Genomic DNA, 25,030 nt, shown 5'->3' on the forward strand with positions numbered 1-25,030 from the left:
GAATGCAGACCGTTTTAGCGAAAATCGTTGCCGATAAGGCCATCTGGGTGGAAGCACGTAAAGCACAGCAGCCGCTGGCCAGCTTCCAGAATGACGTTGTCCCGAGCAGCCGTCGTTTCTATGATGCTCTGCAGGGCGCACGCACCGCGTTTATTCTTGAGTGCAAAAAAGCGTCCCCGTCGAAAGGCGTTATCCGTGACGATTTCGATCCGGCGCGAATTGCCGGTATCTACAAACATCATGCGTCAGCCATCTCCGTGCTGACGGATGAGAAGTATTTCCAGGGCAGCTTCGATTTCCTGCCTGTTGTCAGCGGGATCGCGCCACAACCGATCCTGTGCAAAGACTTTATTATCGACCCGTATCAGATCTGGCTGGCACGCTTTTACCAGGCCGATGCCTGCCTGCTGATGCTCTCAGTGCTGGATGACGAACAGTATCGCCAGCTCGCTGCGGTTGCGCACAGTCTGAATATGGGCGTGCTGACCGAAGTGAGCAACGAAGAGGAGCTGGAACGCGCCATTGCGCTGAAAGCCAAAGTGGTCGGCATCAACAACCGCGATCTGCGTGACCTGTCGATTGACCTGAACCGCACGCGCCAGCTGGCGCCGCGTCTGGGCTCTGGCGTCACCGTGATCAGTGAATCCGGTATTAACAGCTACGCACAGGTCCGCGAGCTGAGCCATTTCGCCAACGGTTTCCTGATTGGTTCAGCAATGATGGAACATGACGATCTCAATGCCGCGGTGCGCCGCGTACTGTTGGGTGAAAACAAAGTGTGCGGCTTGACCCGTGAAGAGGATGCCCTGGCCGCGTATGAAGCCGGTGCGATTTACGGCGGGCTGATTTTTGTCGCCTCCTCCCCTCGCGTGGTGACCGAAGCGCAGGCGCGTCAGGTGATGACGGCAGCGCCACTCAGCTATGTGGGGGTCTTTCGCAACGCGGATATCGCCGACGTGGTAGCAAAAGCCGAAGCGTTATCTCTGCATGCGGTGCAGCTTCATGGCAACGAAGATCAGGCCTATATCGATGCCCTGCGCAGCGCACTGGCACCTCAGGTGCAAATCTGGAAAGCGCAGAGCGTGGGCAACAGGTTGCCTGAGCGTAACCTGAATCATGTTGATAAATACGTACTCGATAATGGCCAGGGCGGCACGGGACAGCGTTTTGACTGGTCCCTGTTGCACGGCGAAGTGCTGGACAATGTTTTGCTGGCGGGTGGACTTAGCCCGGATAACTGCGTGGAAGCCGCCAAAGCGGGCTGCGCGGGCCTCGATTTCAATTCAGGCGTAGAGTCGCAACCGGGCATCAAAGATGCCAGTAAGCTGGCCTCGGTATTTAAAACTCTGCGTGCATATTAAGGAAGAGAAGATGACGACATTACTAAACCCCTATTTTGGTGAGTTCGGCGGGATGTACGTCCCGCAAATCCTGATGCCCGCCCTGCGCCAGCTGGAAGAAGCGTTCGTGAGCGCGCAGAAAGATCCGGCGTTTCAGGCTGAGTTTACCGACCTGCTGAAAAACTACGCTGGCCGTCCAACGGCCCTGACGAAATGCCGTAACCTGACCGAAGGCACCAAAACTACGCTGTATCTTAAGCGTGAAGATTTGCTGCACGGCGGCGCGCATAAAACCAACCAGGTGTTGGGTCAGGCGCTGCTTGCAAAACGGATGGGTAAAACCGAAATCATCGCTGAAACTGGCGCAGGCCAGCACGGGGTGGCATCAGCCCTTGCCAGCGCCCTTCTCGGTCTGAAATGCCGCATTTACATGGGCGCAAAAGACGTTGAGCGCCAGTCACCTAACGTATTCCGTATGCGTCTGATGGGCGCTGAAGTGATCCCGGTGCACAGTGGTTCCGCGACGCTGAAGGATGCGTGTAACGAAGCGCTGCGCGACTGGTCTGGCAGCTATGAAACCGCGCACTATATGCTTGGCACCGCTGCAGGCCCGCACCCGTTCCCGACGATTGTGCGTGAATTCCAGCGCATGATTGGCGAAGAGACCAAAGCGCAGATCCTGGAAAAAGAGGGGCGTCTGCCGGATGCGGTGATCGCCTGCGTTGGCGGTGGCTCTAACGCTATCGGCATGTTCGCTGATTTCATCGACGAAACCAGCGTCGGGCTGATTGGCGTTGAACCTGCAGGCCACGGAATTGAAACCGGTGAGCACGGCGCACCGTTGAAACATGGTCGCGTGGGGATCTACTTCGGTATGAAAGCACCGATGATGCAGACCGATGACGGCCAGATTGAAGAGTCATACTCTATCTCGGCAGGCCTGGATTTCCCTTCCGTTGGGCCTCAGCACGCCTTCCTGAACAGCACCGGTCGTGCAGACTACGTTTCCATTACCGATGACGAAGCCCTGGAGGCGTTTAAAACGCTCTGTCGCCACGAAGGGATCATTCCTGCCCTGGAGTCCTCTCACGCCCTGGCGCATGCGCTGAAAATGATGAAAGAGAACCCGGAAAAAGAGCAATTGCTGGTGGTTAACCTTTCCGGTCGCGGTGATAAAGACATCTTCACCGTTCACGATATTTTGAAAGCACGAGGGGAAATCTGATGGAACGCTACGATAACGCATTTGCAGCACTGAAATCTCGCCAGGAAGGCGCGTTCGTTCCCTTCGTGACGCTGGGTGATCCGGGTCCTGAGCAGTCGCTGAAAATTATCGACACCCTGATTGAGGCCGGTGCCGACGCGCTGGAGCTGGGTATTCCGTTTTCCGATCCTCTGGCCGATGGCCCGACTATCCAGAACGCAACGCTGCGGGCATTCGCGGCCGGTGTCACCCCGGGGCAATGTTTTGAGATGCTGGCCGCTATCCGCCAGAAGCACCCGACCATTCCGATTGGCCTGTTGATGTATGCCAACCTGGTCTTCAGTCGCGGTATTGATATCTTTTATGCAGAATGCGCGCGCGTGGGCGTTGACTCGGTGCTGGTGGCAGACGTACCGGTTGAAGAATCTGCGCCGTTCCGCCAGGCGGCGATGCGCCATAACGTGGCACCTATCTTCATCTGCCCGCCAAACGCCGATGATGAACTGCTGCGCCAGATTGCCTCTTATGGTCGCGGGTATACCTACCTGCTCTCCCGTGCGGGTGTAACTGGCGCGGAGAACAAAGCGGCGCTGCCTCTGCATCATCTGGTCGAGAAGCTGGCTGAATACCACGCGGCTCCTCCGCTGCAGGGCTTTGGGATTTCATCTCCCGATCAGGTCACGGCGGCAATTGACGCTAACGCAGCCGGTGCAATTTCAGGCTCCGCTATCGTTAAAATCATTGAGAAGAACGTGGACAAGCCAGAGCAAATGCTGGCTGAGCTGAAAACGTTTGTGAGCGCAATGAAAGCGGCAACGCGTAAAGCGTAACCTCTCCACCGTCTGGCTCCCCGCCAGACGGTGTTTCTGCCGATCAGTTATCCGGGTTCATCGTAAGCACTATCCGGTAGCGCGCCTTTCCCTGCCGTAACCTGTCGAGCGCCTCATTTGCCTGTTCAAAGGGCATCAGCTCTGTGACTGGCAGCGTCTGAAAGAGGTGGCTGAAACGCAGCGCGCGTTCGGTTTGCGACGGGGTGCTGACAAATGAACCTGTCAGGGTGCGTTCCGCGCCAATCATCATACCCGGCATGACCTGCAACGGTGTGCGTCCGGCACCCAACAGGATCGCTTTTCCTCTGGGGGCCAGGGCTGGCAATAACGCTGAAACCGCGTCTGCATCCGGGGCAGTGGCCACAATAATCTCGACACCGCCTTCCGCTCTCAGCCGTTCCGCCGCGTTTTCCGTCTGCGCATCGATATAGTGATGGGCGCCCAGCTGTAAAGCGTCATGCGCCTTTTCACTGCCGCGCGCAATCACGATAACCTCAAACCCCATCCTACGGGCGTACTGAATCGCCATATGGCCTAAGCCACCAATACCGAGAATAGCCACCCTGTCTCCCGCGCTGGCACCGGATTGACGCAACGCGTTAAAGGTTGCCGTACCGGCGCACAAGATCGGGGCCGCGTGAACAGAAGTGAGCGCTGAAGGAATGGCAATCAGCGCGGTATGGCGGATAACAACATACTCGGCGTAACCTCCGTCACAGCTCAGCCCCGGCGTTAGCTGATTTTCACACAGGTGAAAAAGCCCGTTACGGCAAGGCGGGCAATGCTGGCAATATCCCCCAAGACGCCCGACGCCCACGCGCTGACCGGTGTGCCAGATCCCGGGAACTGCATCTCCTTTCCGGGTAATGTGGCCCACAATTTCATGGCCCGGAATGCGCCCGGGCTGCCCCGCTTCCGGTACCTTCTCCGCATCCTGAAGATCGGCACCACAAACGCCGCATACCTCAATTTTGATCAGTACGTCCTCGGGCCCCGGCTCGGGCAACGGTCTGACGACCATTTCAAGCACGCCCGGCGAGGAAACCTGCATAGCAAGAAAAGTTTTATTCACGGTATCACCTGTGATGAGCGGTGTATTATGCGTTACGGCCAGCCATGACGCCGCCGTCAATGTCCCAGATTGCGCCGGTGACCCAGCCTGTCTTGTCAGAAAGCAGGAAGGCAACCGTTTCAGCCACATCGCCCGGCGTACCCACGCGGCCAATCGGATGGAAGCTGTCGAAGCTGTTCATCACCTCTTTTACATCGTCTTTCGGGATGAAGCCTTCATAAATTGGCGTGTGAACAACGGCCGGAGACACGGCATTGACGCGAATGCCTTTCCCGCCCAGCTCAATAGCCAGGTTTTTGGTCCATGCATGCAGGCCGGCTTTCGCCATGGAATATGCGGAAGACGGCGTGGCCCCGATGGCCTGCTGTGCCCACATAGAGCCGATATTGACGATGGAGCCTTTAATACCGGCATCAACCATATTGCGCACCACATCACGGGTGATGAAGAAGGTCGCGCGGTTGATGCTCATGTACATGTCGTAATCTGACGCTTCATGTTCAGTAAACGGTTTCGGGAAGAACACGCCAGCGGCATTGACCAGCAGGCTGATGTCTTTGTGTTCAGCATTGATGGTATTCATCACGTGCTGCATACCCTCTTCTTTCATCAGGTCAGCCACGATGATGGATACCGGCCCGTCGACCGCCAGCGCCTGACGAGCCTGCTCCGCTTTGTCCTTGCGGTTCCCCACCAGCACCACGCTGCCACCGTTTTTCAGAACCCGCTTCGCCGTTTCGAAGCCCATACCGCTTGTACCACCGACCACTAACAGCTTTTTACCGGCAAAAGATGCGTTCATCGCTAACCTCTTTTAGAACATTTGGTTGTCATTGATGAAAAGCCTCGCTCCTCATCGTGTGCATCCAGAATGCCACCCTGCATCAGGGTTGACGACTGAGAAGAAATTGCGACACAGGAAAGAAAATCTTCTTCGCTCAGGTATACTGAAAGAAAGAATAAATCGGAGTACCTGCAATGCGTTCCCTGAACAGACTTAAATGGCTACATGCTTTTGAAGCGACCGCCCGTCACGGCAGCTTTACCGGTGCAGCGCAAGAGCTTGGCGTGACGCCTGCCGCAGTAGGCCAGCTTGTTCGTTCGCTCGAAGACTGGGTAGGCCACCCGCTGCTTCGCCGTACGCGGTCGGGTAAGGAGCGCCTGACGCTGGTGGATGAGGCTCAGGATGCGCTGCAGGACATTACGCAGGGCCTGGACAAGCTGGAAAGCGGGTTAAACAAACTGCGCGGACGTCGCGCACGTTCTGTCGTGGTCGTCACCGCCTCTCAGGTATTGATGATGAACTGGCTGATGGAGAGTCTTAACCGCTTCTCAGAAACGCATGACACAATCGATCTGCGGCTTAACGTCACGGAAAAGCTGATGGACGTATCGCACGGCGAGGCGGATATCGGCATTCGCTGCGGACAGGGAGACTGGCCCGGCGTGAATAAAACCTGGCTGATGGATGAAGAGGCGGTGCTGGTCTGTAGCCCCCGCCTGGTGCCTCCGGAGAAAATTGCCTGTGGTGACTGGCTCGCCACGCAGAAGCTGATCCACGATGACACGCCGCACCCGGGCGCGAATTTTCCCTCATGGGACGACGTTCTCCGTACCGTCAATGCCCCTGGCGCGCTGGAAAGCAGGCTGCATATTAACTCCACCTCCGCGGTTATTCTCTCGGCCCTGAGCGGCCGGGGGGTGGCGATTGTGCGTCACGCGCTGGTGAAACAGCTGATTGAAACCGGGCAACTGGTTCAATTGCACCCAGACCATCGCTGGCCGTTAACATGGTCTTACTACCTGGTGACCCCGCAGCACACCGCCATGCGTGAAGAAGTAAAAATATTTCACGACTGGCTTCTTCATGACGTGGTCTCTGACAATCCATAACTCCCCCTTTTTTAAGCATCATGCGGCAAGGGTCATCGCGTACCGGCATGATGCTTCTCTCTTCAGACGTCCGACATAGTTTTTCTTTTCTGCAACGCAAGATTAACTGATTTGTTGAAGATAACCGGCTTTCTCATAATCGCCCTCAACGAACGGTAAAGCAGACCGGTACCTTATCCGGCCGCCTTGCCTTAACCCTGAGCGAAGGAGAGAACGATGGCTTATCTGCAAATCAGCCTTGATATCAGTAATGAAAACCGTGCGGCAGCCGTCGGGGTCTACCAGCAATACAAAACCCCGTTCCTGACCACCATCGACGGTGCCACCTCTAAAGAACTGCTTGTTCGTGACGAGGACGTGCAGGTCCTGCACGGATTTAAAACCGTGTCCCAGGCACAGGCGTATCTCAGCAGTCCGCTTTTCACCCAGGACGTCGTTGAAGCACTGAAACCGTATCTGAACAGCGCGCCTGAAATCCGCATTTACGACGTCCTGTAACGGGCATTTTCTGAAACCTACACGTACCGGAGCTATGAATGTTTTTAAACTGGAATGAATATCGCACCAGCCTGCTGGCCACCGTCGGGAAATTTGCCAGACTGCAGCCTGAATTTATGAAAGGCTTACAGCAGATGGATAAAGGGGCTTCTGAAAATCAGCACCTTGATCCCAAGACCCACGAACTGATTGCGCTGGCTGTTGCCGTTACCACTCGCTGTGATGGTTGCCTGGCGGTACATGTGGAAGCTGCGGTTAAGAAAGGCGCAACGCGTGAAGAGATAGCTGAAGCGCTTTCCGTTGCCATCAGTCTGAACGCCGGTGCTGCGTTAACCTACACCGCCCGGGCTCTGGATGTTTTTGACAACCTGCCAACAAAATAAACCTGTATACGGCACCGCCTGCGGTGCCGTTTAATGACTGACTATGATGTTACTGAATTCTGATTTTTCACAGCGAGCCATCATTACTCCTGATGACTACCGCTGGGTGCCCTCCCCGCAGCCCGGTGTGGATCGCGTCATGCTTGATCGCATTGGCCGCGAGCAGGCCCGCGCAACCAGCCTTGTCAGGTATGCCCCTGATTCTGTTTTTCCTGAGCACACCCACCCCGGCGGAGAAGAGATTCTGGTGCTGAGCGGTACCTTTACGGAAAACGGAACCGATTATCCGGCTGGCTGGTATCTGCGCAGCCCGGACGGCTCGTCGCATCGACCGTCCAGTCGTGACGGCACCACCCTTTTCGTTAAGCTGCGCCAGTTCGCCTCAGAAGAACAGGAACCGGTCAGGATCAATACCAACGAGGCGAGTCGCTGGCACGGCCAGCCGCACAGACTCCTTTGTCCCCTGTTCGCAAGCGTAGCGGAAACCACCCAGCTTCAGAGGATCGCACCGGGTGAACGACTCTTCTGCGCTCCGCTCGCCGGAGGAGCCGAGCTCCTGCTTCTCGAAGGTGAAATCAGCGCACCGGAAGGTCGTTACCTGAAAGGAAGCTGGCTCAGATTTCCTGAAGGCGATTTGCCGGCGCTGACGGCCGCCGCCTCTGGGGCACTTTTTTATCTTAAAACGGGACATCTCAGCCCGACCACACTGACCGGAGCGATACCATGAAAGGCAGCGTTATTATCATTGGTGCGGGTGTCAGCGGCCTGTATGCGGGCACACTGCTTGAAAAAGCGGGAGTGGATTACGTGATACTGGAAGCGAGGAAAAGAACCGGCGGTCGCGTACTTTCAGGTCAGGCGTTAGCAAACACGCCTGATGGGGTTCATGTGGACATGGGTGCGACCTGGTTCTGGCCGGAAATTCAGCCTGACTTCGCACACCTGGTTCATCAACTTGGATTAACGCCTCTCCCTCAGGGGCGACCGGGGGATATGCTTTATGAACGCCAGACGACGTCCCCTGCGCAACGTTATCCTGCCTATGTGACATCACCGGAGTCGTTCAGGCTTCAGGGTGGAATGCAGACGCTGACGAGCGCATTAACACGCCAGATCCCGGCGCAGAAGATTAAGTCAGACCATCAGGTGGTTTCTATTTCCCGTCTCGGCGAGGGTATGCAGGTCGCGACGCAGTCCGAAACGGGCGAAGGCTCACTTTTCACCGGTGAACACGTTTTCCTCGCCCTGCCTCCCGCGCTGGCAGCAAAAATGACGTTCGAGCCGGCATTGCCGGAGCAGATACTTTCACACTGGCGTAAAACGCCAACCTGGATGGCGCCTCACGCAAAATATGTCGCCCTGTACCAGGCCGACTTTTTGCAGTCACAGTATCTCTCCGGCGACGTAAGCAGCCGTGTGGGTCCGATGGTTGAAATTCACGATGTGTCAGAGCCCGATACCAGCAAAACGGCTATCTTTGGTTTTATTGGCGTACCGGCAAAATCGCGATGGACGGTGAGCGAGGCCGAACTCAAGCGACTGTGCCGGGAGCAACTGGTGCGACTCTTCGGAGAAGACGCGGCAGAGCCTGAAGCCGAGTGGATAAAAGACTGGGCCGCCGATCCGTTTACGACGACAGAATTTGACCTGCAGCAGGACGTCGGGCACGCACAGCCGCAACAGATTCCGGCGCAGGAAGAATGGGCTGATAAATTAACCGGGATTGCCAGCGAATGGTCACCGCAATTTTCGGGTTATCTGGCCGGCGCAATTGACGCTGCTGCTGAAGGCGTTGGGCACTGGTTACGCCACGTTGCCAGACCCTGAGGCCTGTATCTGCCGATAACAAACATTTTGCTTCCCGGACCGGATTAATGAAATTTATTCATTTTTCTATTCTGATAACGCCTATTAACACGCGGTTTATTTCTGTTAAGAATAGTTGCCAATGACTGCAGACGATTGCCGGCTGGCGCAACGAACTCATACAGGAAAACCCGATGAAGATAAAAATTATACTGAACGACAAGACGCTGACCGCAACGTTGAATAGCAGCCAAACCAGTCGTGACTTTATCGCACTGTTGCCCCTTACGCTGCAGCTGAAAGATTATGCCGGGGAAGAGAAAATCGGCGATCTTCCTCGCCACCTGTCCACGGCCGGCGCACCTGCGGGTACCGCGGCCGCTAAGGGTGATATCACGCTATATGCCCCGTGGGGAAATCTGGCGATTTTCTATAAAGCACACGGATATGCGTCGGGATTAATTACGCTGGGGCAATTAGACGAACCGGATGCCTTGCCCGTATCACCTGCTGAATATAATGCCCGATTTGAGCTACTGACGGATAAGTAGCCGCCCGAATATGTATTTCCGGCACAGCCGGCAAATCTCATCACAACACATTTATCCCCTTCTCTTTTTCCCGGTACCGGGTTTGCCGTTTCATTCACAACAGGAGAGTATGATGATCCGTTTCACCTCTGTAGCAGCATCACTATTGGTATTTGCAGGTATGTCCGCACACAGCGAAACCACCCCTTCAACTCAAATGACCGTGTCTGAAACGGGCAGTCGCGCGACGATTGCCGAACCCGCTGACCACTTTACCGGACGTGCTTACATTGACCCCCTCTTCTCACCTGTCGCCCCGCAAAGAGCAGGCGCCGCGTATGTCACCTTCGTGCCCGGCGCACGTTCCGACTGGCATACCCATCCGCTTGGGCAAACACTGGTGGTCACGTCCGGGACGGGCTGGGTGCAGGAGTGGGGGCAGGAGCGAAAAACCGTGCACGCCGGGGATGTCATTCAATGCCCACCAGGGGTTAAACACTGGCACGGCGCAACGGATAAAACCACGATGGTGCATATGGCCATTCAGGAATCGAATGAGCAGGGGCAAAACGTGAACTGGCTTGAAAAAGTCAGCGATGCGCAGTACCTGCAGGCGGGAGGGCATTAATGCTGAACAGAACCGCCCTGCTTATCGTTTCACTCTTATTGATTAACGGATGTGTCTCCCAGACTACTCAAAACAGGAGTTCGACAATGAAACCGGAAGACTCACGGGACGCTGTAACCCAGGTCGCGCCAGCAATGGCTGCCTATTCAGAACAGTTTATTGAAAAAGATCTCTGGAATCGCCCGGAACTGTCGCGACGCGATCGAAGCCTGGTGACGGTTGCAGCGCTGATCAGCCGCAATGATACGGCGGAACTTCCCCACTACCTCAACGTGGCGCTGGACAGCGGCGTAAAACCTGCGGAAATCTCAGAGACAATCACCCACCTGGCTTTTTACGCCGGCTGGCCGAACGCCACCTCTGCGGCGCTGATCACGCGTCAGCTGTTTGCTCAACGCCATATCGATACCGCTTCCTTGCCAGGCGGAAAGGTGAATTTCCTGCCGCTGGATGAAGAGTCGGAAAACAAGCGTGCCACGCTGGTTGAATCAAACTTTGGCAAGGTCTCGCCGGGCGTAGTGAAATACACGACCGACGCGCTATTCCAGAACCTGTGGCTCAGGCCCGGACTGGCGCCACGGGACAGAAGTCTGATCACGGTCAGCGCGTTGGTCACTGCCGGCCAGGTGGCCCAGGTTCCTTACCATCTCAACCGCGCCATGGACAATGGTTTAACCCGGACCCAGGCGTCCGAAGTCCTGACGCAACTGGCCTTTGTTGCGGGCTGGCCCAATATTTTCTCGGCGATGCCGGTCTTTAAAGAGGTGTTTGCCGGCAGGGATAATGCCTGACATTTAGCCACGCAACTGTAAACGCCAGGCACCGGATGAGGGGCCTGGCTTTGCGTTGCTGACAAACGTCTCTCTTCAGGGATGTTTGTAATGGCGTAGCGCGTCGACCACCAGCTGGAATGCTTTCGAAAGATTTCGGTTCTCGGGATAGTAAATATAATAGCCATCCCAGTAGGGGCACCAGTCGTCGAGCACGCTAATAAGCTCCCCACGGGCGATATGCTTTTCTGCGATATCACGCGGAACATGCGCCAGGCCGTACCCTTCCACTGCAGCCTGAAGGCACTGATAGATCCGGCTAAAGACCAGCTGGCCAGTGACTTTCACGTTCAGGCTTTTACCCTCTTTTTCAAATTCCCAGACGTATAAATTGCCATGCGTAGGAAACCGCAGGTTGATGCAGTTGTAATCAATCAGATCGTTAGGGTGCTGCGGCTGAGGATTGTGGGAAAAATAATCAGGTGAGCCGACCACGGCAAAACGGACATCCGGGCCAATACGCACGGAAATCATGCCGTTGGAGATCTGTTCCCCCAGACGGGTTCCTGCATCAAACCGCCCGGAAACAATATCCGTCAAGGCATAGTCATCAATCAGCTCCAGACTAATGTCAGGATATTCTTTAAGCAGCGGTTCTAGCTTCGGCCAGATAACAGACCCGATAGCATAATCTGACGTTGATATGCGCACCGTACCCGCGGGTTTGCTGTTGAGATCTTTCAAGGACTGCAAACGACCCTGAATACCATCGATGTAAGGCCCCAGGTCATCCAGCATGGACTGACCAATATCGGTTAACGCAATACTGCGCGTGGTGCGAGTCAGCAGTTTCATCCCCAGCCGAGATTCGAGGGTACGCATAGTATGGCTCAGGGCTGACTGCGATACGCCTAATTGGGCCGCAGCTTTGGTGAAGCTTTTTTCGCGCGCAACGGCAATAAAAGCCATTAAGTCATTAAGATTTTCTCGTGCCAATCTGGGCCTCTGATATCCGGAAAAAAGGGGTGGCTGATTCATCCCAATACACTGTCTCTTCAGACGAAAAGCGTTCTGGCGGTATGGCGTTCATTATAAATGACGGCCGCCTGCGCTGTACGAGAAACAGTCTATCTAATTTATGAAAATTCCTCATTACTGCATTTTGATTTAGTCAGTTTTAACAACATCACATTTCCCGCAGAATACTTTTACACAACGTGAGACGTCTTCATTGCACGTGATTCCACGATAAGAGGTATCAAATGGTTAAGTATGATTTTAGTGGCAAGGTGGCGCTGGTCACCGGCGCGGCTTCCGGTATGGGGCTCGCGACCGTCAGGGCATTTTGCGAATCTGGCGCAACGGTGGTGATGGCAGATATTCGCGAGGATGCGTTATCTCGCGAAGCGGATGCGCTACTGGCCGAAGGGTATACCGTTAAACCCGTCGTCTGCGACGTGACTGACGAAGAGCAGGTCAGACGCATGATCGAGAATGCAGTACAGGCGTTTGGTCAGCTCGACGCCGCCTATAACAACGCCGGTATTCAGAGCCCCATTGCAGAAACCGCAGATGCCAGCGGCGAAGAGTTTGATCGCGTCAACGCGATTAACCTGCGGGGTATCTGGAACTGCATGAAATATGAGCTGCAACAAATGCGCCGTCAGAAAAGTGGCGCTATCGTTAACTGTTCGTCTCTGGGCGGGCTGGTCGGCATTGCCGGGCGCGGCGTTTATCATGCGACAAAGCATGGCGTCCTCGGGCTGACCAAAAGCGCAGCACTGGAATATGCCGCGCGTGGAATACAGATCAACGCCGTTTGTCCCGGCATTATCCGCACGCCAATGGTCGAAAATATGCTGAACAGCGAGCCTGACGCAATGGCCGAGCTCATGAAGCTGCAGCCAATTGGTCGCCTGGGCGAGCCCGAAGAGATCGCGCGCGCCGTCTTATGGTTGTGCAGTTCCGATGCCAGCTTCGTCACCGGACAGGCTCTGGCAATTGATGGCGGTTATACGGTTCAGTAATCAGATGTCATTCTGGTTTATTCCCGACAGGGTGTAGACCAGCGTATTCAGCGATTTGAAAGAATAAAGACGATTACCACGGGTTCGTCGTGGTTCTGTTTATACTTTTGAATGGTGTCTATACAGGGTGGAGGGACTCTTCAGTGGAATATACAGTATTAAGCAACAACCTCAGAATGCCGATGGCGGGTTTTGGTGTTTTTCAGGTCACCGATAAAGAAGAATGTAAACAGTCAGTGCTGAGCGCCATTCGTACAGGCTATCGCCTCATTGATACCGCAGCAGTGTACGGCAATGAAGACGCCGTGGGCGATGCCGTTCGTGAAGCCATCGCTGAAGGTCTGTGTACCCGCGAGGAGTTATTTATTACCTCTAAGCTGTGGGTGCAGGACATGGCAAGCTACGAGACCGCCAAAGCCGGTATTGAGGCCTCGTTAAAAAAATCGGGATTAGACTATTTCGATCTCTACTTATTGCATCAGGCAATGCGCGATTATTTCAGCGCGTGGCGGGCTTTGGAAGATGCGTATGATGCCGGAAAGCTAAAAGCGATTGGCGTGTCTAATTTCTACGCCCACGTGCTCACCAACTTCTGTGAAACGGTCAGAATTAAGCCCATGGTAAATCAGGTGGAATTACACCCTTACTTTGCGCAATCTGACGCGCTTGAGACCATGAAATATTACAACGTTCAGCCAGAAGCCTGGGCACCACTTGGCGGCGGAAGGCACAAACCGTACGAAAATGAAATGCTCAAGGGGATTGCCGAAGCGCATCAAAAAACCATCGCTCAGATCATTCTGCGCTGGAATGTGCAACGTGGCGTTACCGTCATTCCTAAATCTACGCATCAGAACCGGATTGAGGAGAACCTGGCTATCTGGGATTTCTCCCTGAGCGATGCCGAAATGGCGCAAATCAGTTCGCTCGACTTAGGCTATGTTGGCGATGCGGTTAAACACTTTAACCCTGAGTTTGTTCGCGGGTGTCTGGGTGTAAAAATCCACGACTAAGCGCGACGCGGCGTGCCACCCTCTTCCACTTCTGCAGAGAATGTAACGCCCCTCTCCCTGCTTCGGTACCGAACAGGGAGAGAATATATGTTTTAGCGATCCAAATGCTGAAGGTGGGCATCGTCTGCTTTTATTGCCTGGAACGGTTCTGGAAATAAAGTTACCGACCGTAACAAAATAGGTCTGTGCGACTTAGGATTCAGGTCGTGGACTTGTCTGTACCGGATATGCCATTATATGATTTGGTTAAATCTTTGTATTTATCTTTTGAATAAGGTTAATACAAAATGGCATACTTATTCAGGCGATAAGCGATGGTGTACTTGGATTATTTATTAACATTTATAGAAAGCAATCCGGCTCTGTCCATTGGATTTAATCTTATTCTGTTGGTCATCTCAGGTTTCTTTGCGCACCTGATGTGCAAATTCCTGCTCATAAAAATCGTTCGTAAGGTCTTCTTTGCCAGCCATAAACAGGATGTCCCGCTGGAAAAAGATCGTCGCATAGCCGAAAAGCTGTCGAATTTCATTCCGGTTATTATCGTTTATTACGTCCTGCAGTTTATGCCCAATATGCCTGCATCGCTGGTGACGGCAATAAATACCATTTGTGGGATTTTATTCTTTATTTTTCTATCGGTTTTCTTCAATGAGATGTTGGATATTGTCAACAGCTCATATTTACGCAAGACGAAGCGTAAAAATCACTCTATCAAAGGCTATATCCAGATAGGGAAAATATTTATTCACGTCATTGCCGCGATCATGATCCTTGCCGTCATGTCGAATAAATCCCCCGCGATTATTATTTCCAGCCTCGGGGCCGTGGCGGCCGTGCTGATGTTAGTCTTTCAGCATACCCTGCTTTCGCTCGTTGCCAATATCCAGCTTTCGTCAAATGACGTCCTGCAGTTGGGGGACTGGATTGAAATGCCCGATAAAAACCTGAGTGGCGAAGTGACCGACATTGCGCTGCACACCATTACTATCCGTAACTGGGATAACACGATCTCGCGTATCCCGACCAAAAACTTTCTGACCGAAACGTATACCAACTGGCAGGCCATGTTTTCGTCAGGCGCGCGCCGGATTATGCGCAGCACCACGATCGATCAGCACTCCGTTACATTTCTCACGCAGGAAACGCTGGCCCCGATGCTGGCCCTGCGCGGCACGAATGAACCGCTGGCAAAACTCATCGACGGGCGTGATCCCCTGGGCGTACCGGACAGTTGGTTTATGGATAATGGCCTGACAAATTTAACGCTCTTTCGGCACTACCTGATGGCCTGGCTCGCCGATCGGCCTGATATTATCAAAGATATGTATATTGTGGTGAGAACGCTGAAGCCTACGCCGTCGGGTATTCCCCTGGAAATTTATTGCTTTACCTCTTCCGTACTGTGGATGGAGTATGAAAATACTCAGTCAGCGATATTTGAATACATCACCGCTGTCGCCGGTCAATTCTCGCTCCGCTTATATCAGTATCCGGCAGGACATGATTTCTGGCGTTTATCACAGGAACACAGCCTTCGGGACCGCACCCCACCTCCGGGTGAAGGTTAAGCTTTTTTGAAAACAGGCCGGTAAAACGGAATAATAGACAGCCTATCACCATCCTGAAGCCATAAAAAAACCCGCACTCGGCGGGTTTTTTTATTATCGGTGAAGCTTAACTGCTCAGACTCGCGTCTTCATCGCTATCGTAAGGCTCACCGACAATGTGCGCGACTTACAGCGGAGAAACGTTACCCGCTGCTGGGCCTTTAGCGCCATTTTCAATGGTGAAGGACACTTTCTGGCCTTCATCAAGAGATTTGTAGCTGTCGCTCTGAATAGCAGAGAAGTGTACGAATACATCTTTGCTGCCGTCGTCAGGAGTGATAAAGCCAAAACCTTTATCAGAGTTAAACCATTTTACTAAACCAGTCATTTTATTAGACATAGATAATTCCTTATTTTTTGAGCCACTAAGCGCGGCGATGATGGCCTGTATTTAGAGAGTAACTTATTTGGCACTTAGGAGGAGGCTCACGAAGAAGAGTATCTATTGATAACACCTGAACTGAGGACTGCTTTACTAAACTGCTTTAATAAGGTCTGTATTCCAAACCGATGACGCTATTTAGGCACAGAAAAATATTTTAAGCAAAGTTTTTATTTTTTATTATAACCACTTAAACACCCGGACGGCTGAATGGCTATGGAAATTAAGGCGCTGGAACAGCGTATTCACGCCCTGTTTAGCTAAAGCATACCGCCCCTTTTGAGGGTGGATACCCGTCTGACGATGGGTCATCGTATGCGCGTGACTGCTCAACCAGAGGCTGATCTCGTCTGGCATGGGATTACATCGCGCAGGCGACTTTCCACCTGGATTTCTGATGCAAGGCTGAAGTCTGAGGTGGAAAGCTAATGCGCCCGCGCTAAGTAGCTCAAAATGCTTAAAATTCATGCCTATAGCGCACAAAGTGAAATAGATTTTCGTTCGAAGCCACTTATCATAGGTGTTTTGAATGAAAGTGGTGGTGTTAATGTCTGTGCTCAAAAGCTTTTTCTTCTTTCTCTTCGCGTCAGCAGCCTGCACTGTGCCCGTGCTTTGCCTGTGGGCGGATATCTATTTATTTAATCTGGATATACCGGAGATATCGCTGACCGAAATTGTGCAGGAAACAGTTTTAGGGGGCATCGTATTTATACACTTCCTGCTGGCGAAGAAATGGGCATTCATGCGCTATTGCAACATCCTGATTGGCGGCTTTTTCCTCTCCATGCTGATTCGAGAACTGGATGCATTTTTCGATCTTCTGGCTCACGGAAGCTGGGTATGGTTTGCACTGCTTTCCGCCGTTTGCGCTTTGCTTTATCCCGTTATCCATTATCGTCTTACCCTTACGCAACTGGCAAACTATACCCGTACCCCGTGGTACGGCGTGATGCTCAGTGGTCTGTTGGCAGTCCTGGTCTTCTCCCGGCTGTTTGGAATGCACGGATTATGGTACGCAATACTTGATCAAAGCTACGTCAGGGTGGTCAAAAATGTCGTGGAGGAAGGCAGCGAGTCATTCGGGTATATGCTCTGCCTTATAGCATCTGTAGGGTACTACTGCTCTTTCCGGTCGCTCCCCCACCAGAAATGATTCTGGTATTCGGAGGAGGGATAAACACTACTGGTAAACGAAGCACCGGGGTGTAAAACCGGAAACCTCGATGTTGGCTATGCAAGCTTTGCCAGCGCCTCGCTGATGCTTTTTGCTCCGCCGTAAAGATCGTGGCCGCTAATAATGTGCTCAGTGCTGTCAACCGTAACCAACAGCAGTGGAACCCCTCTGAAACCTTTTTGATTCATAAGACGCTTTACGTCAGCGATCCTGTCGTCTGTCAGGCTGCGAAGCCCGTCATCGGCATCAAGCCGCCCGACAAAGTCGTTAAGGTCAAGGTGATTTTCCCGAGCCCAGGCAATGCCGATCTCTTCCACTACGTTACTTTGCGCGGTATCACGCCCCAGTACATAGCGGGCATGTTGCAGTGCACGAAGCAGCCCTGCTTCTGCCGCCGGGCTGATTTCATGGAAAGCCGTGAGTGCCCGGTTCATAAACGTAGAATCAAAGCGCGCACCTGAGTTCAGGAGCTGGTGATAACGCTCACTGAATGGCTGGCCGGTCAGCGAAGCAATCCGCTGATCGTTTGTCCACGCATATTCTGCCCATTGGGGGGTGATGTCCCTGGCTCCCTCATCACAAAATAGACCACTGGGCATTAACGTGAGTTTTTCGCTGTAATGTTGCGCCAGGTAGTTCAGGGCAGGCGAGCTGGCATAGCACCAGCCGCAAAGTGGGTCAAAAAAATACTGTAGATTGTCAATGCGCATGCGGTATCCCCTGGTAAGCATCAGCACTCATCATAATGAGATTCCTCAATGCGAAAAACAGCCCTCCAGTAAATTCAGTGTTTCATGGAGCGGACGAATGGACAGAATGTCCCTGCCCGCCTCTCAATCAGGATAGGTCATCGGCGTCCGGTTTTTGCGCACGGTGGATCTTGTCACGGATCTTATCAACTGATGCTTTGATGTCAGCAATGATGTCGGCGTCCATCCCAAGGGTATCCACAATACAGCGCGTGATAGTGCTGGTCTCGCTTTTCAGCGCCTCACCCTTCTCCGTTAGGTGGATAAGCACTTCGCGCTCATCCTTCGGATTGCGTGTCCGGGTGATCAACCCCGCAGTCTCCAGCCGCTTCAGTAAAGGGGTCAGCGTGCTGGACTCAAGAAAAAGAATTCCACTCAGTTCCTTCACTGTTCGCCCATCCTGATTCCACAAGGTGACCATCACCAGATACTGGGGATAGGTCAGGCCAAGCTTATCGAGCATGGGACGATAGAGCTGGGTAAAAGCATGTCCCGCTGAGTAAAGAGAGAAACAGAGCATACCGTGCACATCGGGCAGGGAATCCTCGGAAGTAGTGTGTTTAGTCATATGTCCTCCAGTCCCCCTAAAATAATTTGCATACGATTTAATTGCAAGCGATTGACAAAGGCAAAAAGGGCTGCCATATTCATTTGCACACAAACAAGTCGCACACAAACTAATAGCGCAACACATGACAGGAGAACGAAATGACAACTTTCACCACCACAGACGGAACAGGCATTTTCTACAAAGACTGGGGTTCAGGTCAGCCTATCCTCTTCGCTCATGGATGGCCGTTATCGTCTGATGCCTGGGATCAGCAGATGCTGTTTTTCAGCCAGAAGGGTTTCCGGGTCATCGCACACGACCGTCGCAGCCACGGGCGTTCGGACCAGACTTTCCACGGCAACAATATGGATCAGTATGCGGACGATCTCGCTGAGCTGATTGAGGCGCTGGATCTGAAGGATCTGATTTTAGTGGGTCACTCAACAGGGGGCGGCGAAGTTGCACATTATATCGGTCGTCATGGTACCTCACGTGTGGCTAAAGTCGTTCTGGTCGGCGCTGTCCCTCCTCTGATGCTCCGGACGGATGCCAATCCTGACGGCACCCCGATGGAGGTGTTTGATGCCATCCGCGAAGGCACGGCCAAAAACCGCTCACAGTTTTACTTCGACCTGACGGTTCCGTTCTATGGCTTCAACCGTGACCATGTCCCCACCAATGACGGGTTGCGGGAAAACTTCCGCAGAATCGGCCTGCAGGGCGGTATTAAGGGGCAATATGACTGCATCCATGAGTTCTCTGAAGTCGATTACACACACGACCTGCAACAGATTGATCGCCCTACCCTGATTATTCATGGCGACGACGACCAGATTGTCCCCATTAAGGCATCTGCACACCGCGCCGCTGAGATCGTCGCGAATGCGACGCTGACGATATATGCCGGCGGTTCACATGGACTGGCGGAGACAGAAGCCGATCGCTTTAACGCTGACGTACTGGCCTTTATTCGCAACTAACAAGGTGGCCTGTTCCAGACAGGCCGCAACCATCATATGCATAGCCTTTAAACTGAATTGAAAAGAGGAACGATCATGTCCAAATTTGCTGCCTCCCTTGCCGTTGCCACCGTTTTGCTGTCTGCCAGCGCTATCGCAGAAACCGCTAAGCCGACTGTTGTCCTGGTTCATGGTGCCTTTGCCGACTCTTCTAGCTGGAATGGCGTTACCCAAATCCTGCAAAAGGACGGGTATAACGTCGTCGCTGCGGCGAATCCGCTGCGCAGTGTTTCGACTGATGCGGCTTACGTCTCTTCCGTGGTGAACAATATTAAGGGGCCGGTCGTCCTTGTCGGCCATTCCTATGGTGGCCAGGTCATTACGAACGCGGCCCGTGATACAAACAATGTGAAATCGCTGGTGTATGTCGCCGCATTTGCTCCGGATGCCGGTGAAGCGGCGGCCGACCTGGCCGGAAAATTCCCTGGCGGCACGCTTGGCCAGGCGCTCGCCGCACCGGTGAAGCTGGCTGATGGTAGCGTCGATCTCTCCATCGACCAGGCGAAGTTCCACCAGCAATTCGCACATGACGTTTCAGCTAAAGAGGCGGCGCTGATGGCCGCAGGGCAAAGACCGATTACCGAAGCGGCTTTAACTGAAAAGTCAGGGGCACCTGCCTGGAAAAAACTGCCCTCTTACTTTATTTACGGTGACGGCGACAAGAATATCCCCGCCCAGGGTTTGCGATTCATGGCTGAACGCGCGGGCTCAAAACACACCGTGGTGATCAAGGGCGCATCCCATGTCGTGATGGTTTCTCATCCGCAGGACGTTGCCACACTTATTGAGGAAGCGGCGAAGTAAACATCGCTCTCCCCCCTGAACGCCATCCCTCGTCTGAGGGATGGCCGTATATGTAATGCCTCTTATGTTCCTGCCGGTATCCGTGAAAATGACATCAGCGGTATTCTTAATAATCCCAGGGACCCGGAATGCAACGGAACGTATCGCCGTCGACAGCAACATGGCAGACAGACGGGAATGAGAGATGAGTAGCGATCAATGACTCCCTGTTATCTGCCAGTTCCTGCAACAGACGAATGCGAATCTGTGCCGCTTCTTCGGGATAATGGTCGAAACCATTGAACCAGTCAGGATGTTCAAACCCAACCTGGAAAATAGCATCGCCGGCAAAGGTGAGTCGTTCCCCCTCAGAGGCCAGCCTTACCACGCTGTGTCCGGGAGTATGCCCGCCTGTACGAACAACACGCACGCCGGGTGCAACCTCGTATTCATCTTCGAATGTATGCAGTTGAGTCTGGTACGCTTGCAAAAATTGGGTAGCGGTTTGGCGCAGCGCTTCCGGGAAACCAGGCGGCATGGAAACCTGTGAAAAATCGGGGTCACGCCAAAATTCCACCTCAGCAGCAGCGACATGAATGCGAAGATCTGACCGCATGCGCGCTTTCACACCCTCAATAAGCAGCCCACCAACGTGATCCATATGCAGATGCGTGATAATCACATCCGTGACGCTGGCAAGATCTATCCCCGCTGACGCCAGGCGGTTAACCGTTCGCCCGGCGCGGGGTAAATCAGGGAAAGCCTCCCCCATCCCTGCATCAACCAGGATCGTCCGGTCACCGCTATGCACGAGAACCACATTTAATGCCCAGTCGAGAAAATCGGCAGGCAGAAACTTATCTTCAAACCAGTGGGTACGTTCGGAGGCCTCCGCGTTATGACCCAACATGGGTCCAGGTAATGACAACACGCCGTCACTGATCACCAGAACATCAATCTTACCGACCTGTAGTGCATAACGTGATGGCACCTTTTCATAAACGGCTTCCACATGCGAGGTACCATTAACAGGTGCTAACGACGCTGCATCATTCTTAGATATCGCCATATTTCCTCCGGACAACATAATTAATCGATTTAAGGGTATACACACCGTAGAAATGACTTTTTCCCCTCTGTTATTTCCCATCATCAAAAATAAACATACAGACAGAACACAATGAAACAGGGTTAAAACATCGCTATACTCTTAGGATGCCCACTGTTATTAACAGGTATACTCATGAAAAATCATGACATTCCTCTTGACGATGCCGTTCATAAAATGGCTCAGGTATTAAAGAACCGACCTGAATTAGGCATAGACAGTGGAGATGCGCTGCAAATTCGCTGTTATCACTGGCCGCATGGGCCATTGCATGAAACTATCCCGCCACTCGATCAACATGTGATTATTGCTCACGTTGGACATATGCAGCGTGTTGAGCGAAAAACAGAAAATAAAATCGTTAAAAACACGATCCGGAAAGGCGCCATCACGACAATTCCTCAGGGAAGTACATCTCGCTGGGATATTGCTGGTCTTGTAGATGTTATGCATTTATATATTCCTGATAATATTTTCGCCGATCTTCTGAATCAAATGGAGATACCCACTGCTGAGTTACTCTTACGCACAGCGCATTTTGATGAGACGGCATCAAAAATTACGCTGGCCGTTGCGGAAATCATTTCGGACAATAACAAAATTAACCAACTGCTCTGCGAGCACTTAACACTGTCATTAATATTACAGTTAATAAAAAACCACTCCAACACGCTGACAGCCGCAGGCCAGTCGCAAGGAGTATTGTCTTCGCGCGCATTAAAAATGGCGCTGGAAAAACTGGATAACAGCCCGATAGGTGATGTCACGATTAAATCACTGGCTCTTGAACTGGGAGTTTCCTCAGCTCATTTCTGCCGTGCCTTTAAAAACAGTACCGGCTTAACCCCGTACGGGTGGCTTAAGCAGCGCGTAATGGAACGCGCTTTCCACGAGTTACAACACACCGATAAACTGATTACAGAAATTGCCATTGAAAGCGGCTATGGCTCGCAAAATGCATTTACCCAGGCCTTCAGAAAAATAACAGGCTTGACCCCCGGTCAATGGCGTGAAAAAAAGAACACGCGTTGATGCTGCCTGCCGCCAGGCAGCATCAACAGAGATGGCCTGTTACGGAACAATAATGTAATCAGGGTTAGCAACAGAAAACATTTTCTCTCTGTCGGGTTCTGGCGGATAAATCCACTGAGTATTAATTTCCTGCTTTATTTTTTTCGCTTCCATGCCCTGGTACATAACCTGATGATCCCAGCCTTCCGTGTAGACCGCCCCCCATTTGCCCAGATCAAGACAGGTAACATATTTTGGCTGGCTGTAAGAATGCAGCGGTAATCCCAGTATTTCTGCTGCCGCGTTATGACCGGCGACGCGCCCCAGGCTCATCGCATGCTGGCAGGACATGACGTTATAATTACCTTCATCATCCGTAGGGACTTTTACGGTATCGCCGGTAACGAAGATACCCCTGGCGGCAGGTGCCCGCAGATACGCATCCCCAATAACACGGCCCAGATTATCGTGGTCGCCCGGGATGAGCCCGGCTAACGCGCTGGCCCGCATTCCCGCCGTCCATATCACCGTTTTGCTGGGGATAAATTCATCGTCCGAAAGCATCACCCCCTCAGCGTTGATTGCGCGCACTCTGACGCCCGTTCGTACAGTCACGCCATTACTGACCAGCGCCTGATTGATGATCTCACAGGCATCCTCGCCCATCGCCTGACCAATTTTGTTCGAACTGTCCACAATAATAACCTGCAAATGGCGCTCCGAACCCAAGAGGTCTCTGAGGCGTTCCGGCATTTCAGTGGCGGTCTCAAGCCCGGTCAGGCCCCCACCGGCGGCGACAACAGTATTTCGTGCGGCAGAATCAGGCTCTGAAGCTAACGACATGAGGTGTTGCTCCAGTTCATGAGCAGCATTCAATGAGTTCACGTCAAAACTGTATTCCGTGATCCCCGGCAGTTCAGGGTGAAATGCCTGGCTTCCGGTGGCCAGCACAAAACTGTCAAAATTAACTGAGGTTTCGCCACTCTCTTTTTTTACCGAGATAGTTTTATTTTCTGCATCAATATCGGTGACATAACCGGCAATATAGTGCACACCCGCAGCCTCAAGAACACGCAGAATAGAGGGTGCCATATTTTCCAGTACGGCTTCATACAATCTTGGACGAATGGTTAATGCGGGTTCCGGAGAAACCAAAAAAATCTCAATCCGATCATTTGCCTTTTCCATATGAACCAGCCTTGCTGCTGAAATGGCGGCCCACATACCTGCAAAACCCGAACCGGCAATAATAATACGTTTTTTCATAGCGATACCTGTTAACAGCGGATGATGAAAATGTCGTTACCGCACCAAGAGTAGTGAAAGTCAAACCTGCCTGCTCTAGCAAAATTGATGTGCTTTAATCAAATTTGATGTTTTTTTATCAGCGCTGCGCGCGCCGCTAAATTTGCCCCATCCCGCCATCGACAGACAGGTCGATACCCGAAATAAAACTGCTTTCATCCGATGCAAGAAACAGCGCTGCCGCGGCCACCTCGTCAGGTTTGCCTAAACGACCTAACGGAATACGACTTGCGATGCTGGCGTCAAAAATCTCGCGATCGCTCAGGGAAACGCCCATTTTACTGATAATCGGTGTGGCGACGGGTCCTGGGCTCAGGCAATTCACGCGGATCCCACGGCCTTTAAGGTCGGTCGTCCAGCTGCGGGCAAAAGATCGCAGCGCGGCTTTTGAGGCGGCATAGATAGTGTGTCCATCGAACCCTTTATAATGCGCAATGGAGGACGTTAATATTATCGAGCCACCGTCGGACATTAACGGGAGGGCCTGTTGCACGGCGAAAAACGTCCCTTTTACGTTGATATCAAACTGAGTATTAAAATCATCTTCGGAGGAAGCCGGGAAATCGGAAAGCACAATAACACCGGCATTTGCAAACATCACATCCAGCTTGCCGTATTTTTCGTTAATAATGCGAAAGAGGTTTTCATGGCTTCGTATGTCACTGTTATCGTGTTGTATTGACAGTGCATTATCGTCACCGAGTTCATTCATCGCCTGCTGCAGGGTTTCTGCATTCCTGCCAGTGATAATCACCTTTGCACCTTCTTCAATAAACCGTTTGGCCGTGGCCAGTCCGATACCGCTACTGCCTCCGGTAATTAACGCGACTTTATTGTCTAACTGTTTCATGATGATATTTCCTGTTATTACTGCTCAGACAGCGCGATCACTCGTAGGCGTGAATACGCGTGGCAAGTGTATTTCTGCGTTCATTAAGTAATTCGATAAGCGTGTCCAGTGCCCGAAGTTTTTCTCTGTGCTGGGCCAGACACTGGATAAAACGCGCATCATCCATGTCGCTTACCTGAGAAAACTTTTCCAGCTCTGCAATCTGTCGGGTACTGAACCCACATTTTAAAAGCGAGATTATCCATCTCACTTTCTCGACGTCTTTCGCGTCGTAATTCCGATAACCGTTGTCCAACCGCTGAGAAACAATCAGTCCTTTAGCTTCATAATGTCTGAGCACTCGGGTGCTGACGCCAGTGAGCGCCGCCAGTTCAGATGGTCGCATACCTTTCTCCTCGTCATAGATGCACTCTACAACATTGACACTAGTGTCAATGTAAAGAGCATAGCGTTAGCTGGAATGTAAGCAGATATTTCCTGAGACAGGCAAAATTA

At 52.5% G+C, this 25,030-nt stretch carries 28 protein-coding genes; 18 read left to right on the forward strand and 10 right to left on the reverse strand.

Annotated elements, in window-relative coordinates:
• Positions 1 to 2 precede the first annotated feature (2 nt).
• The 3 genes from trpCF to trpA are packed head-to-tail and all read left to right on the forward strand — an operon-like array spanning position 3 to position 3,374.
• A complete protein-coding gene (gene trpCF, locus ACMGG3_RS08000) occupies positions 3 to 1,361 on the forward strand; it encodes a bifunctional indole-3-glycerol-phosphate synthase TrpC/phosphoribosylanthranilate isomerase TrpF (RefSeq protein ID WP_414149765.1) in 1,359 nt (452 codons plus the stop codon).
• Positions 1,362 to 1,371: 10 nt separating this feature from the next.
• On the forward strand, positions 1,372 to 2,565 hold the full coding sequence (gene trpB / locus ACMGG3_RS08005; RefSeq protein WP_020882431.1) for a tryptophan synthase subunit beta: 1,194 nt from the start codon (positions 1,372 to 1,374) through the stop codon (positions 2,563 to 2,565).
• Positions 2,565 to 3,374, forward strand: coding sequence for a tryptophan synthase subunit alpha (gene trpA, locus ACMGG3_RS08010; protein WP_047955704.1), 810 nt, complete (start codon positions 2,565 to 2,567; stop codon positions 3,372 to 3,374). The genes trpB and trpA overlap by 1 nt, the downstream gene beginning before the upstream one ends.
• A gap of 43 nt (positions 3,375 to 3,417) precedes the next feature.
• Here trpA and ACMGG3_RS08015 read toward each other — a convergent pair whose 3' ends face one another.
• A complete protein-coding gene (locus ACMGG3_RS08015; protein ID WP_020882430.1) occupies positions 3,418 to 4,425 on the reverse strand; it encodes a zinc-binding dehydrogenase in 1,008 nt (335 codons plus the stop codon).
• A gap of 46 nt (positions 4,426 to 4,471) precedes the next feature.
• Positions 4,472 to 5,248, reverse strand: a complete 777-nt coding sequence (locus ACMGG3_RS08020; RefSeq protein WP_044858489.1) for an SDR family NAD(P)-dependent oxidoreductase — start codon at positions 5,246 to 5,248, stop codon at positions 4,472 to 4,474.
• Between the two features lie 176 nt (positions 5,249 to 5,424).
• Between ACMGG3_RS08020 and ACMGG3_RS08025 the strand changes: the two genes are divergently transcribed.
• The 8 genes from ACMGG3_RS08025 (at position 5,425) to ACMGG3_RS08060 (ending at position 10,975) form a co-directional block, all read left to right on the forward strand.
• On the forward strand, positions 5,425 to 6,339 hold the full coding sequence (locus tag ACMGG3_RS08025; RefSeq protein ID WP_414149766.1) for a LysR substrate-binding domain-containing protein: 915 nt from the start codon (positions 5,425 to 5,427) through the stop codon (positions 6,337 to 6,339).
• A 216-nt stretch (positions 6,340 to 6,555) separates the two neighbouring features.
• Entirely contained in the window at positions 6,556 to 6,837 is a 282-nt protein-coding gene (locus ACMGG3_RS08030; RefSeq protein WP_309950136.1) for a hypothetical protein, read from the forward strand.
• Positions 6,838 to 6,875: 38 nt separating this feature from the next.
• Positions 6,876 to 7,220 (forward strand): carboxymuconolactone decarboxylase family protein, encoded by a 345-nt coding sequence (locus ACMGG3_RS08035; protein ID WP_014170390.1) that lies wholly within the window; start codon positions 6,876 to 6,878, stop codon positions 7,218 to 7,220.
• Positions 7,221 to 7,263: 43 nt separating this feature from the next.
• Positions 7,264 to 7,947, forward strand: a complete 684-nt coding sequence (locus tag ACMGG3_RS08040) for a cupin domain-containing protein (protein ID WP_080456927.1) — start codon at positions 7,264 to 7,266, stop codon at positions 7,945 to 7,947.
• Positions 7,944 to 9,047 carry a flavin monoamine oxidase family protein gene (locus tag ACMGG3_RS08045; protein ID WP_309950133.1) on the forward strand — a complete coding sequence of 368 codons (1,104 nt, stop codon included), beginning with the start codon at positions 7,944 to 7,946 and terminating at the stop codon, positions 9,045 to 9,047. Before ACMGG3_RS08040 ends, ACMGG3_RS08045 begins: the two co-directional genes overlap by 4 nt.
• 173 nt (positions 9,048 to 9,220) lie before the next feature.
• Positions 9,221 to 9,577 carry a cyclophilin-like fold protein gene (locus tag ACMGG3_RS08050; RefSeq protein ID WP_050736893.1) on the forward strand — a complete coding sequence of 119 codons (357 nt, stop codon included), beginning with the start codon at positions 9,221 to 9,223 and terminating at the stop codon, positions 9,575 to 9,577.
• Positions 9,578 to 9,686: 109 nt separating this feature from the next.
• Positions 9,687 to 10,184, forward strand: a complete 498-nt coding sequence (locus tag ACMGG3_RS08055) for a cupin domain-containing protein (protein ID WP_309950131.1) — start codon at positions 9,687 to 9,689, stop codon at positions 10,182 to 10,184.
• A complete protein-coding gene (locus ACMGG3_RS08060; RefSeq protein WP_414149767.1) occupies positions 10,184 to 10,975 on the forward strand; it encodes a carboxymuconolactone decarboxylase family protein in 792 nt (263 codons plus the stop codon). The genes ACMGG3_RS08055 and ACMGG3_RS08060 overlap by 1 nt, the downstream gene beginning before the upstream one ends.
• Positions 10,976 to 11,050: 75 nt before the next feature.
• Here the strand turns inward: ACMGG3_RS08060 and ACMGG3_RS08065 are convergent, their stop codons facing one another.
• Positions 11,051 to 11,950, reverse strand: a complete 900-nt coding sequence (locus tag ACMGG3_RS08065) for a LysR family transcriptional regulator (protein ID WP_032680878.1) — start codon at positions 11,948 to 11,950, stop codon at positions 11,051 to 11,053.
• Between the two features lie 266 nt (positions 11,951 to 12,216).
• Between ACMGG3_RS08065 and ACMGG3_RS08070 the strand changes: the two genes are divergently transcribed.
• The 3 genes from ACMGG3_RS08070 to ACMGG3_RS08080 all read left to right on the forward strand — a co-directional run bounded on the left by ACMGG3_RS08070 (position 12,217) and on the right by ACMGG3_RS08080 (position 15,565).
• Entirely contained in the window at positions 12,217 to 12,981 is a 765-nt protein-coding gene (locus ACMGG3_RS08070) for an SDR family NAD(P)-dependent oxidoreductase (protein ID WP_014170397.1), read from the forward strand.
• Positions 12,982 to 13,124: 143 nt separating this feature from the next.
• Positions 13,125 to 13,994 (forward strand): aldo/keto reductase, encoded by an 870-nt coding sequence (locus ACMGG3_RS08075; protein ID WP_014170398.1) that lies wholly within the window; start codon positions 13,125 to 13,127, stop codon positions 13,992 to 13,994.
• A gap of 314 nt (positions 13,995 to 14,308) precedes the next feature.
• Positions 14,309 to 15,565, forward strand: coding sequence for a mechanosensitive ion channel family protein (locus ACMGG3_RS08080; protein WP_014170399.1), 1,257 nt, complete (start codon positions 14,309 to 14,311; stop codon positions 15,563 to 15,565).
• A gap of 166 nt (positions 15,566 to 15,731) precedes the next feature.
• Here the strand turns inward: ACMGG3_RS08080 and cspA are convergent, their stop codons facing one another.
• Positions 15,732 to 15,944: an RNA chaperone/antiterminator CspA gene (cspA, locus tag ACMGG3_RS08085; RefSeq protein ID WP_014170400.1), complete on the reverse strand. Its 213-nt coding sequence runs from the start codon at positions 15,942 to 15,944 to the stop codon at positions 15,732 to 15,734.
• A 589-nt stretch (positions 15,945 to 16,533) separates the two neighbouring features.
• Here cspA and ACMGG3_RS08090 point away from each other — a divergent pair.
• Positions 16,534 to 17,139 (forward strand): transporter, encoded by a 606-nt coding sequence (locus tag ACMGG3_RS08090; RefSeq protein WP_113656296.1) that lies wholly within the window; start codon positions 16,534 to 16,536, stop codon positions 17,137 to 17,139.
• A gap of 77 nt (positions 17,140 to 17,216) precedes the next feature.
• Here ACMGG3_RS08090 and ACMGG3_RS08095 read toward each other — a convergent pair whose 3' ends face one another.
• Both ACMGG3_RS08095 and ACMGG3_RS08100 read right to left on the reverse strand, forming a co-directional pair.
• Positions 17,217 to 17,870 carry a DsbA family protein gene (locus tag ACMGG3_RS08095; RefSeq protein WP_414149768.1) on the reverse strand — a complete coding sequence of 218 codons (654 nt, stop codon included), beginning with the start codon at positions 17,868 to 17,870 and terminating at the stop codon, positions 17,217 to 17,219.
• A 127-nt stretch (positions 17,871 to 17,997) separates the two neighbouring features.
• The gene (locus tag ACMGG3_RS08100; RefSeq protein WP_025203961.1) at positions 17,998 to 18,477 is read right to left on the reverse strand and encodes a MarR family winged helix-turn-helix transcriptional regulator; all 480 of its coding nucleotides are present in this window, start codon (positions 18,475 to 18,477) and stop codon (positions 17,998 to 18,000) included.
• Between the two features lie 140 nt (positions 18,478 to 18,617).
• Here ACMGG3_RS08100 and ACMGG3_RS08105 point away from each other — a divergent pair, with 140 nt between their 5' ends.
• Together ACMGG3_RS08105 and ACMGG3_RS08110 are read left to right on the forward strand one after the other, a co-directional pair.
• Entirely contained in the window at positions 18,618 to 19,439 is an 822-nt protein-coding gene (locus tag ACMGG3_RS08105; RefSeq protein ID WP_063924878.1) for an alpha/beta fold hydrolase, read from the forward strand.
• A gap of 75 nt (positions 19,440 to 19,514) precedes the next feature.
• Entirely contained in the window at positions 19,515 to 20,282 is a 768-nt protein-coding gene (locus tag ACMGG3_RS08110) for an alpha/beta fold hydrolase (RefSeq protein ID WP_020882412.1), read from the forward strand.
• Positions 20,283 to 20,388: 106 nt separating this feature from the next.
• Here the strand turns inward: ACMGG3_RS08110 and ACMGG3_RS08115 are convergent, their stop codons facing one another.
• Positions 20,389 to 21,330 carry an MBL fold metallo-hydrolase gene (locus ACMGG3_RS08115; protein WP_073971023.1) on the reverse strand — a complete coding sequence of 314 codons (942 nt, stop codon included), beginning with the start codon at positions 21,328 to 21,330 and terminating at the stop codon, positions 20,389 to 20,391.
• A gap of 174 nt (positions 21,331 to 21,504) precedes the next feature.
• Here ACMGG3_RS08115 and ACMGG3_RS08120 point away from each other — a divergent pair, with 174 nt between their 5' ends.
• Positions 21,505 to 22,401, forward strand: a complete 897-nt coding sequence (locus tag ACMGG3_RS08120; protein WP_014170406.1) for a helix-turn-helix domain-containing protein — start codon at positions 21,505 to 21,507, stop codon at positions 22,399 to 22,401.
• 39 nt (positions 22,402 to 22,440) lie between these two features.
• Here the strand turns inward: ACMGG3_RS08120 and ACMGG3_RS08125 are convergent, their stop codons facing one another.
• The 3 genes from ACMGG3_RS08125 to ACMGG3_RS08135 form a co-directional block, all read right to left on the reverse strand.
• Positions 22,441 to 23,646, reverse strand: a complete 1,206-nt coding sequence (locus ACMGG3_RS08125) for an NAD(P)/FAD-dependent oxidoreductase (protein WP_414149769.1) — start codon at positions 23,644 to 23,646, stop codon at positions 22,441 to 22,443.
• A 136-nt stretch (positions 23,647 to 23,782) separates the two neighbouring features.
• On the reverse strand, positions 23,783 to 24,535 hold the full coding sequence (locus ACMGG3_RS08130; RefSeq protein ID WP_414149770.1) for a glucose 1-dehydrogenase: 753 nt from the start codon (positions 24,533 to 24,535) through the stop codon (positions 23,783 to 23,785).
• 37 nt (positions 24,536 to 24,572) lie between these two features.
• On the reverse strand, positions 24,573 to 24,920 hold the full coding sequence (locus ACMGG3_RS08135) for a MerR family transcriptional regulator (RefSeq protein WP_020882407.1): 348 nt from the start codon (positions 24,918 to 24,920) through the stop codon (positions 24,573 to 24,575).
• Positions 24,921 to 25,030 lie beyond the last annotated feature (110 nt).

Source organism: Enterobacter sp. BNK-18, from assembly GCF_047456135.1.
Taxonomy (GTDB): domain Bacteria; phylum Pseudomonadota; class Gammaproteobacteria; order Enterobacterales; family Enterobacteriaceae; genus Enterobacter; species Enterobacter ludwigii.

What these genes read in the sequence shown, in the direction of transcription:
- trpCF (WP_414149765.1), top strand. Translation starts at nt 3, where the DNA reads ATGCAGACCGTTTTAGCGAAAATCGTTGCCGATAAGGCCATCTGGGTG.
- trpB (WP_020882431.1), top strand. Translation starts at nt 1,372, where the DNA reads ATGACGACATTACTAAACCCCTATTTTGGTGAGTTCGGCGGGATGTAC.
- trpA (WP_047955704.1), top strand. Translation starts at nt 2,565, where the DNA reads ATGGAACGCTACGATAACGCATTTGCAGCACTGAAATCTCGCCAGGAA.
- ACMGG3_RS08015 (WP_020882430.1), bottom strand. Translation starts at nt 4,425, where the DNA reads ATGCAGGTTTCCTCGCCGGGCGTGCTTGAAATGGTCGTCAGACCGTTG.
- ACMGG3_RS08020 (WP_044858489.1), bottom strand. Translation starts at nt 5,248, where the DNA reads ATGAACGCATCTTTTGCCGGTAAAAAGCTGTTAGTGGTCGGTGGTACA.
- ACMGG3_RS08025 (WP_414149766.1), top strand. Translation starts at nt 5,425, where the DNA reads ATGCGTTCCCTGAACAGACTTAAATGGCTACATGCTTTTGAAGCGACC.
- ACMGG3_RS08030 (WP_309950136.1), top strand. Translation starts at nt 6,556, where the DNA reads ATGGCTTATCTGCAAATCAGCCTTGATATCAGTAATGAAAACCGTGCG.
- ACMGG3_RS08035 (WP_014170390.1), top strand. Translation starts at nt 6,876, where the DNA reads ATGTTTTTAAACTGGAATGAATATCGCACCAGCCTGCTGGCCACCGTC.
- ACMGG3_RS08040 (WP_080456927.1), top strand. Translation starts at nt 7,264, where the DNA reads ATGATGTTACTGAATTCTGATTTTTCACAGCGAGCCATCATTACTCCT.
- ACMGG3_RS08045 (WP_309950133.1), top strand. Translation starts at nt 7,944, where the DNA reads ATGAAAGGCAGCGTTATTATCATTGGTGCGGGTGTCAGCGGCCTGTAT.
- ACMGG3_RS08050 (WP_050736893.1), top strand. Translation starts at nt 9,221, where the DNA reads ATGAAGATAAAAATTATACTGAACGACAAGACGCTGACCGCAACGTTG.
- ACMGG3_RS08055 (WP_309950131.1), top strand. Translation starts at nt 9,687, where the DNA reads ATGATGATCCGTTTCACCTCTGTAGCAGCATCACTATTGGTATTTGCA.
- ACMGG3_RS08060 (WP_414149767.1), top strand. Translation starts at nt 10,184, where the DNA reads ATGCTGAACAGAACCGCCCTGCTTATCGTTTCACTCTTATTGATTAAC.
- ACMGG3_RS08070 (WP_014170397.1), top strand. Translation starts at nt 12,217, where the DNA reads ATGGTTAAGTATGATTTTAGTGGCAAGGTGGCGCTGGTCACCGGCGCG.
- ACMGG3_RS08080 (WP_014170399.1), top strand. Translation starts at nt 14,309, where the DNA reads ATGGTGTACTTGGATTATTTATTAACATTTATAGAAAGCAATCCGGCT.
- cspA (WP_014170400.1), bottom strand. Translation starts at nt 15,944, where the DNA reads ATGTCTAATAAAATGACTGGTTTAGTAAAATGGTTTAACTCTGATAAA.
- ACMGG3_RS08090 (WP_113656296.1), top strand. Translation starts at nt 16,534, where the DNA reads ATGTCTGTGCTCAAAAGCTTTTTCTTCTTTCTCTTCGCGTCAGCAGCC.
- ACMGG3_RS08095 (WP_414149768.1), bottom strand. Translation starts at nt 17,870, where the DNA reads ATGCGCATTGACAATCTACAGTATTTTTTTGACCCACTTTGCGGCTGG.
- ACMGG3_RS08100 (WP_025203961.1), bottom strand. Translation starts at nt 18,477, where the DNA reads ATGACTAAACACACTACTTCCGAGGATTCCCTGCCCGATGTGCACGGT.
- ACMGG3_RS08105 (WP_063924878.1), top strand. Translation starts at nt 18,618, where the DNA reads ATGACAACTTTCACCACCACAGACGGAACAGGCATTTTCTACAAAGAC.
- ACMGG3_RS08110 (WP_020882412.1), top strand. Translation starts at nt 19,515, where the DNA reads ATGTCCAAATTTGCTGCCTCCCTTGCCGTTGCCACCGTTTTGCTGTCT.
- ACMGG3_RS08115 (WP_073971023.1), bottom strand. Translation starts at nt 21,330, where the DNA reads ATGGCGATATCTAAGAATGATGCAGCGTCGTTAGCACCTGTTAATGGT.
- ACMGG3_RS08120 (WP_014170406.1), top strand. Translation starts at nt 21,505, where the DNA reads ATGAAAAATCATGACATTCCTCTTGACGATGCCGTTCATAAAATGGCT.
- ACMGG3_RS08125 (WP_414149769.1), bottom strand. Translation starts at nt 23,646, where the DNA reads ATGAAAAAACGTATTATTATTGCCGGTTCGGGTTTTGCAGGTATGTGG.
- ACMGG3_RS08130 (WP_414149770.1), bottom strand. Translation starts at nt 24,535, where the DNA reads ATGAAACAGTTAGACAATAAAGTCGCGTTAATTACCGGAGGCAGTAGC.
- ACMGG3_RS08135 (WP_020882407.1), bottom strand. Translation starts at nt 24,920, where the DNA reads ATGCGACCATCTGAACTGGCGGCGCTCACTGGCGTCAGCACCCGAGTG.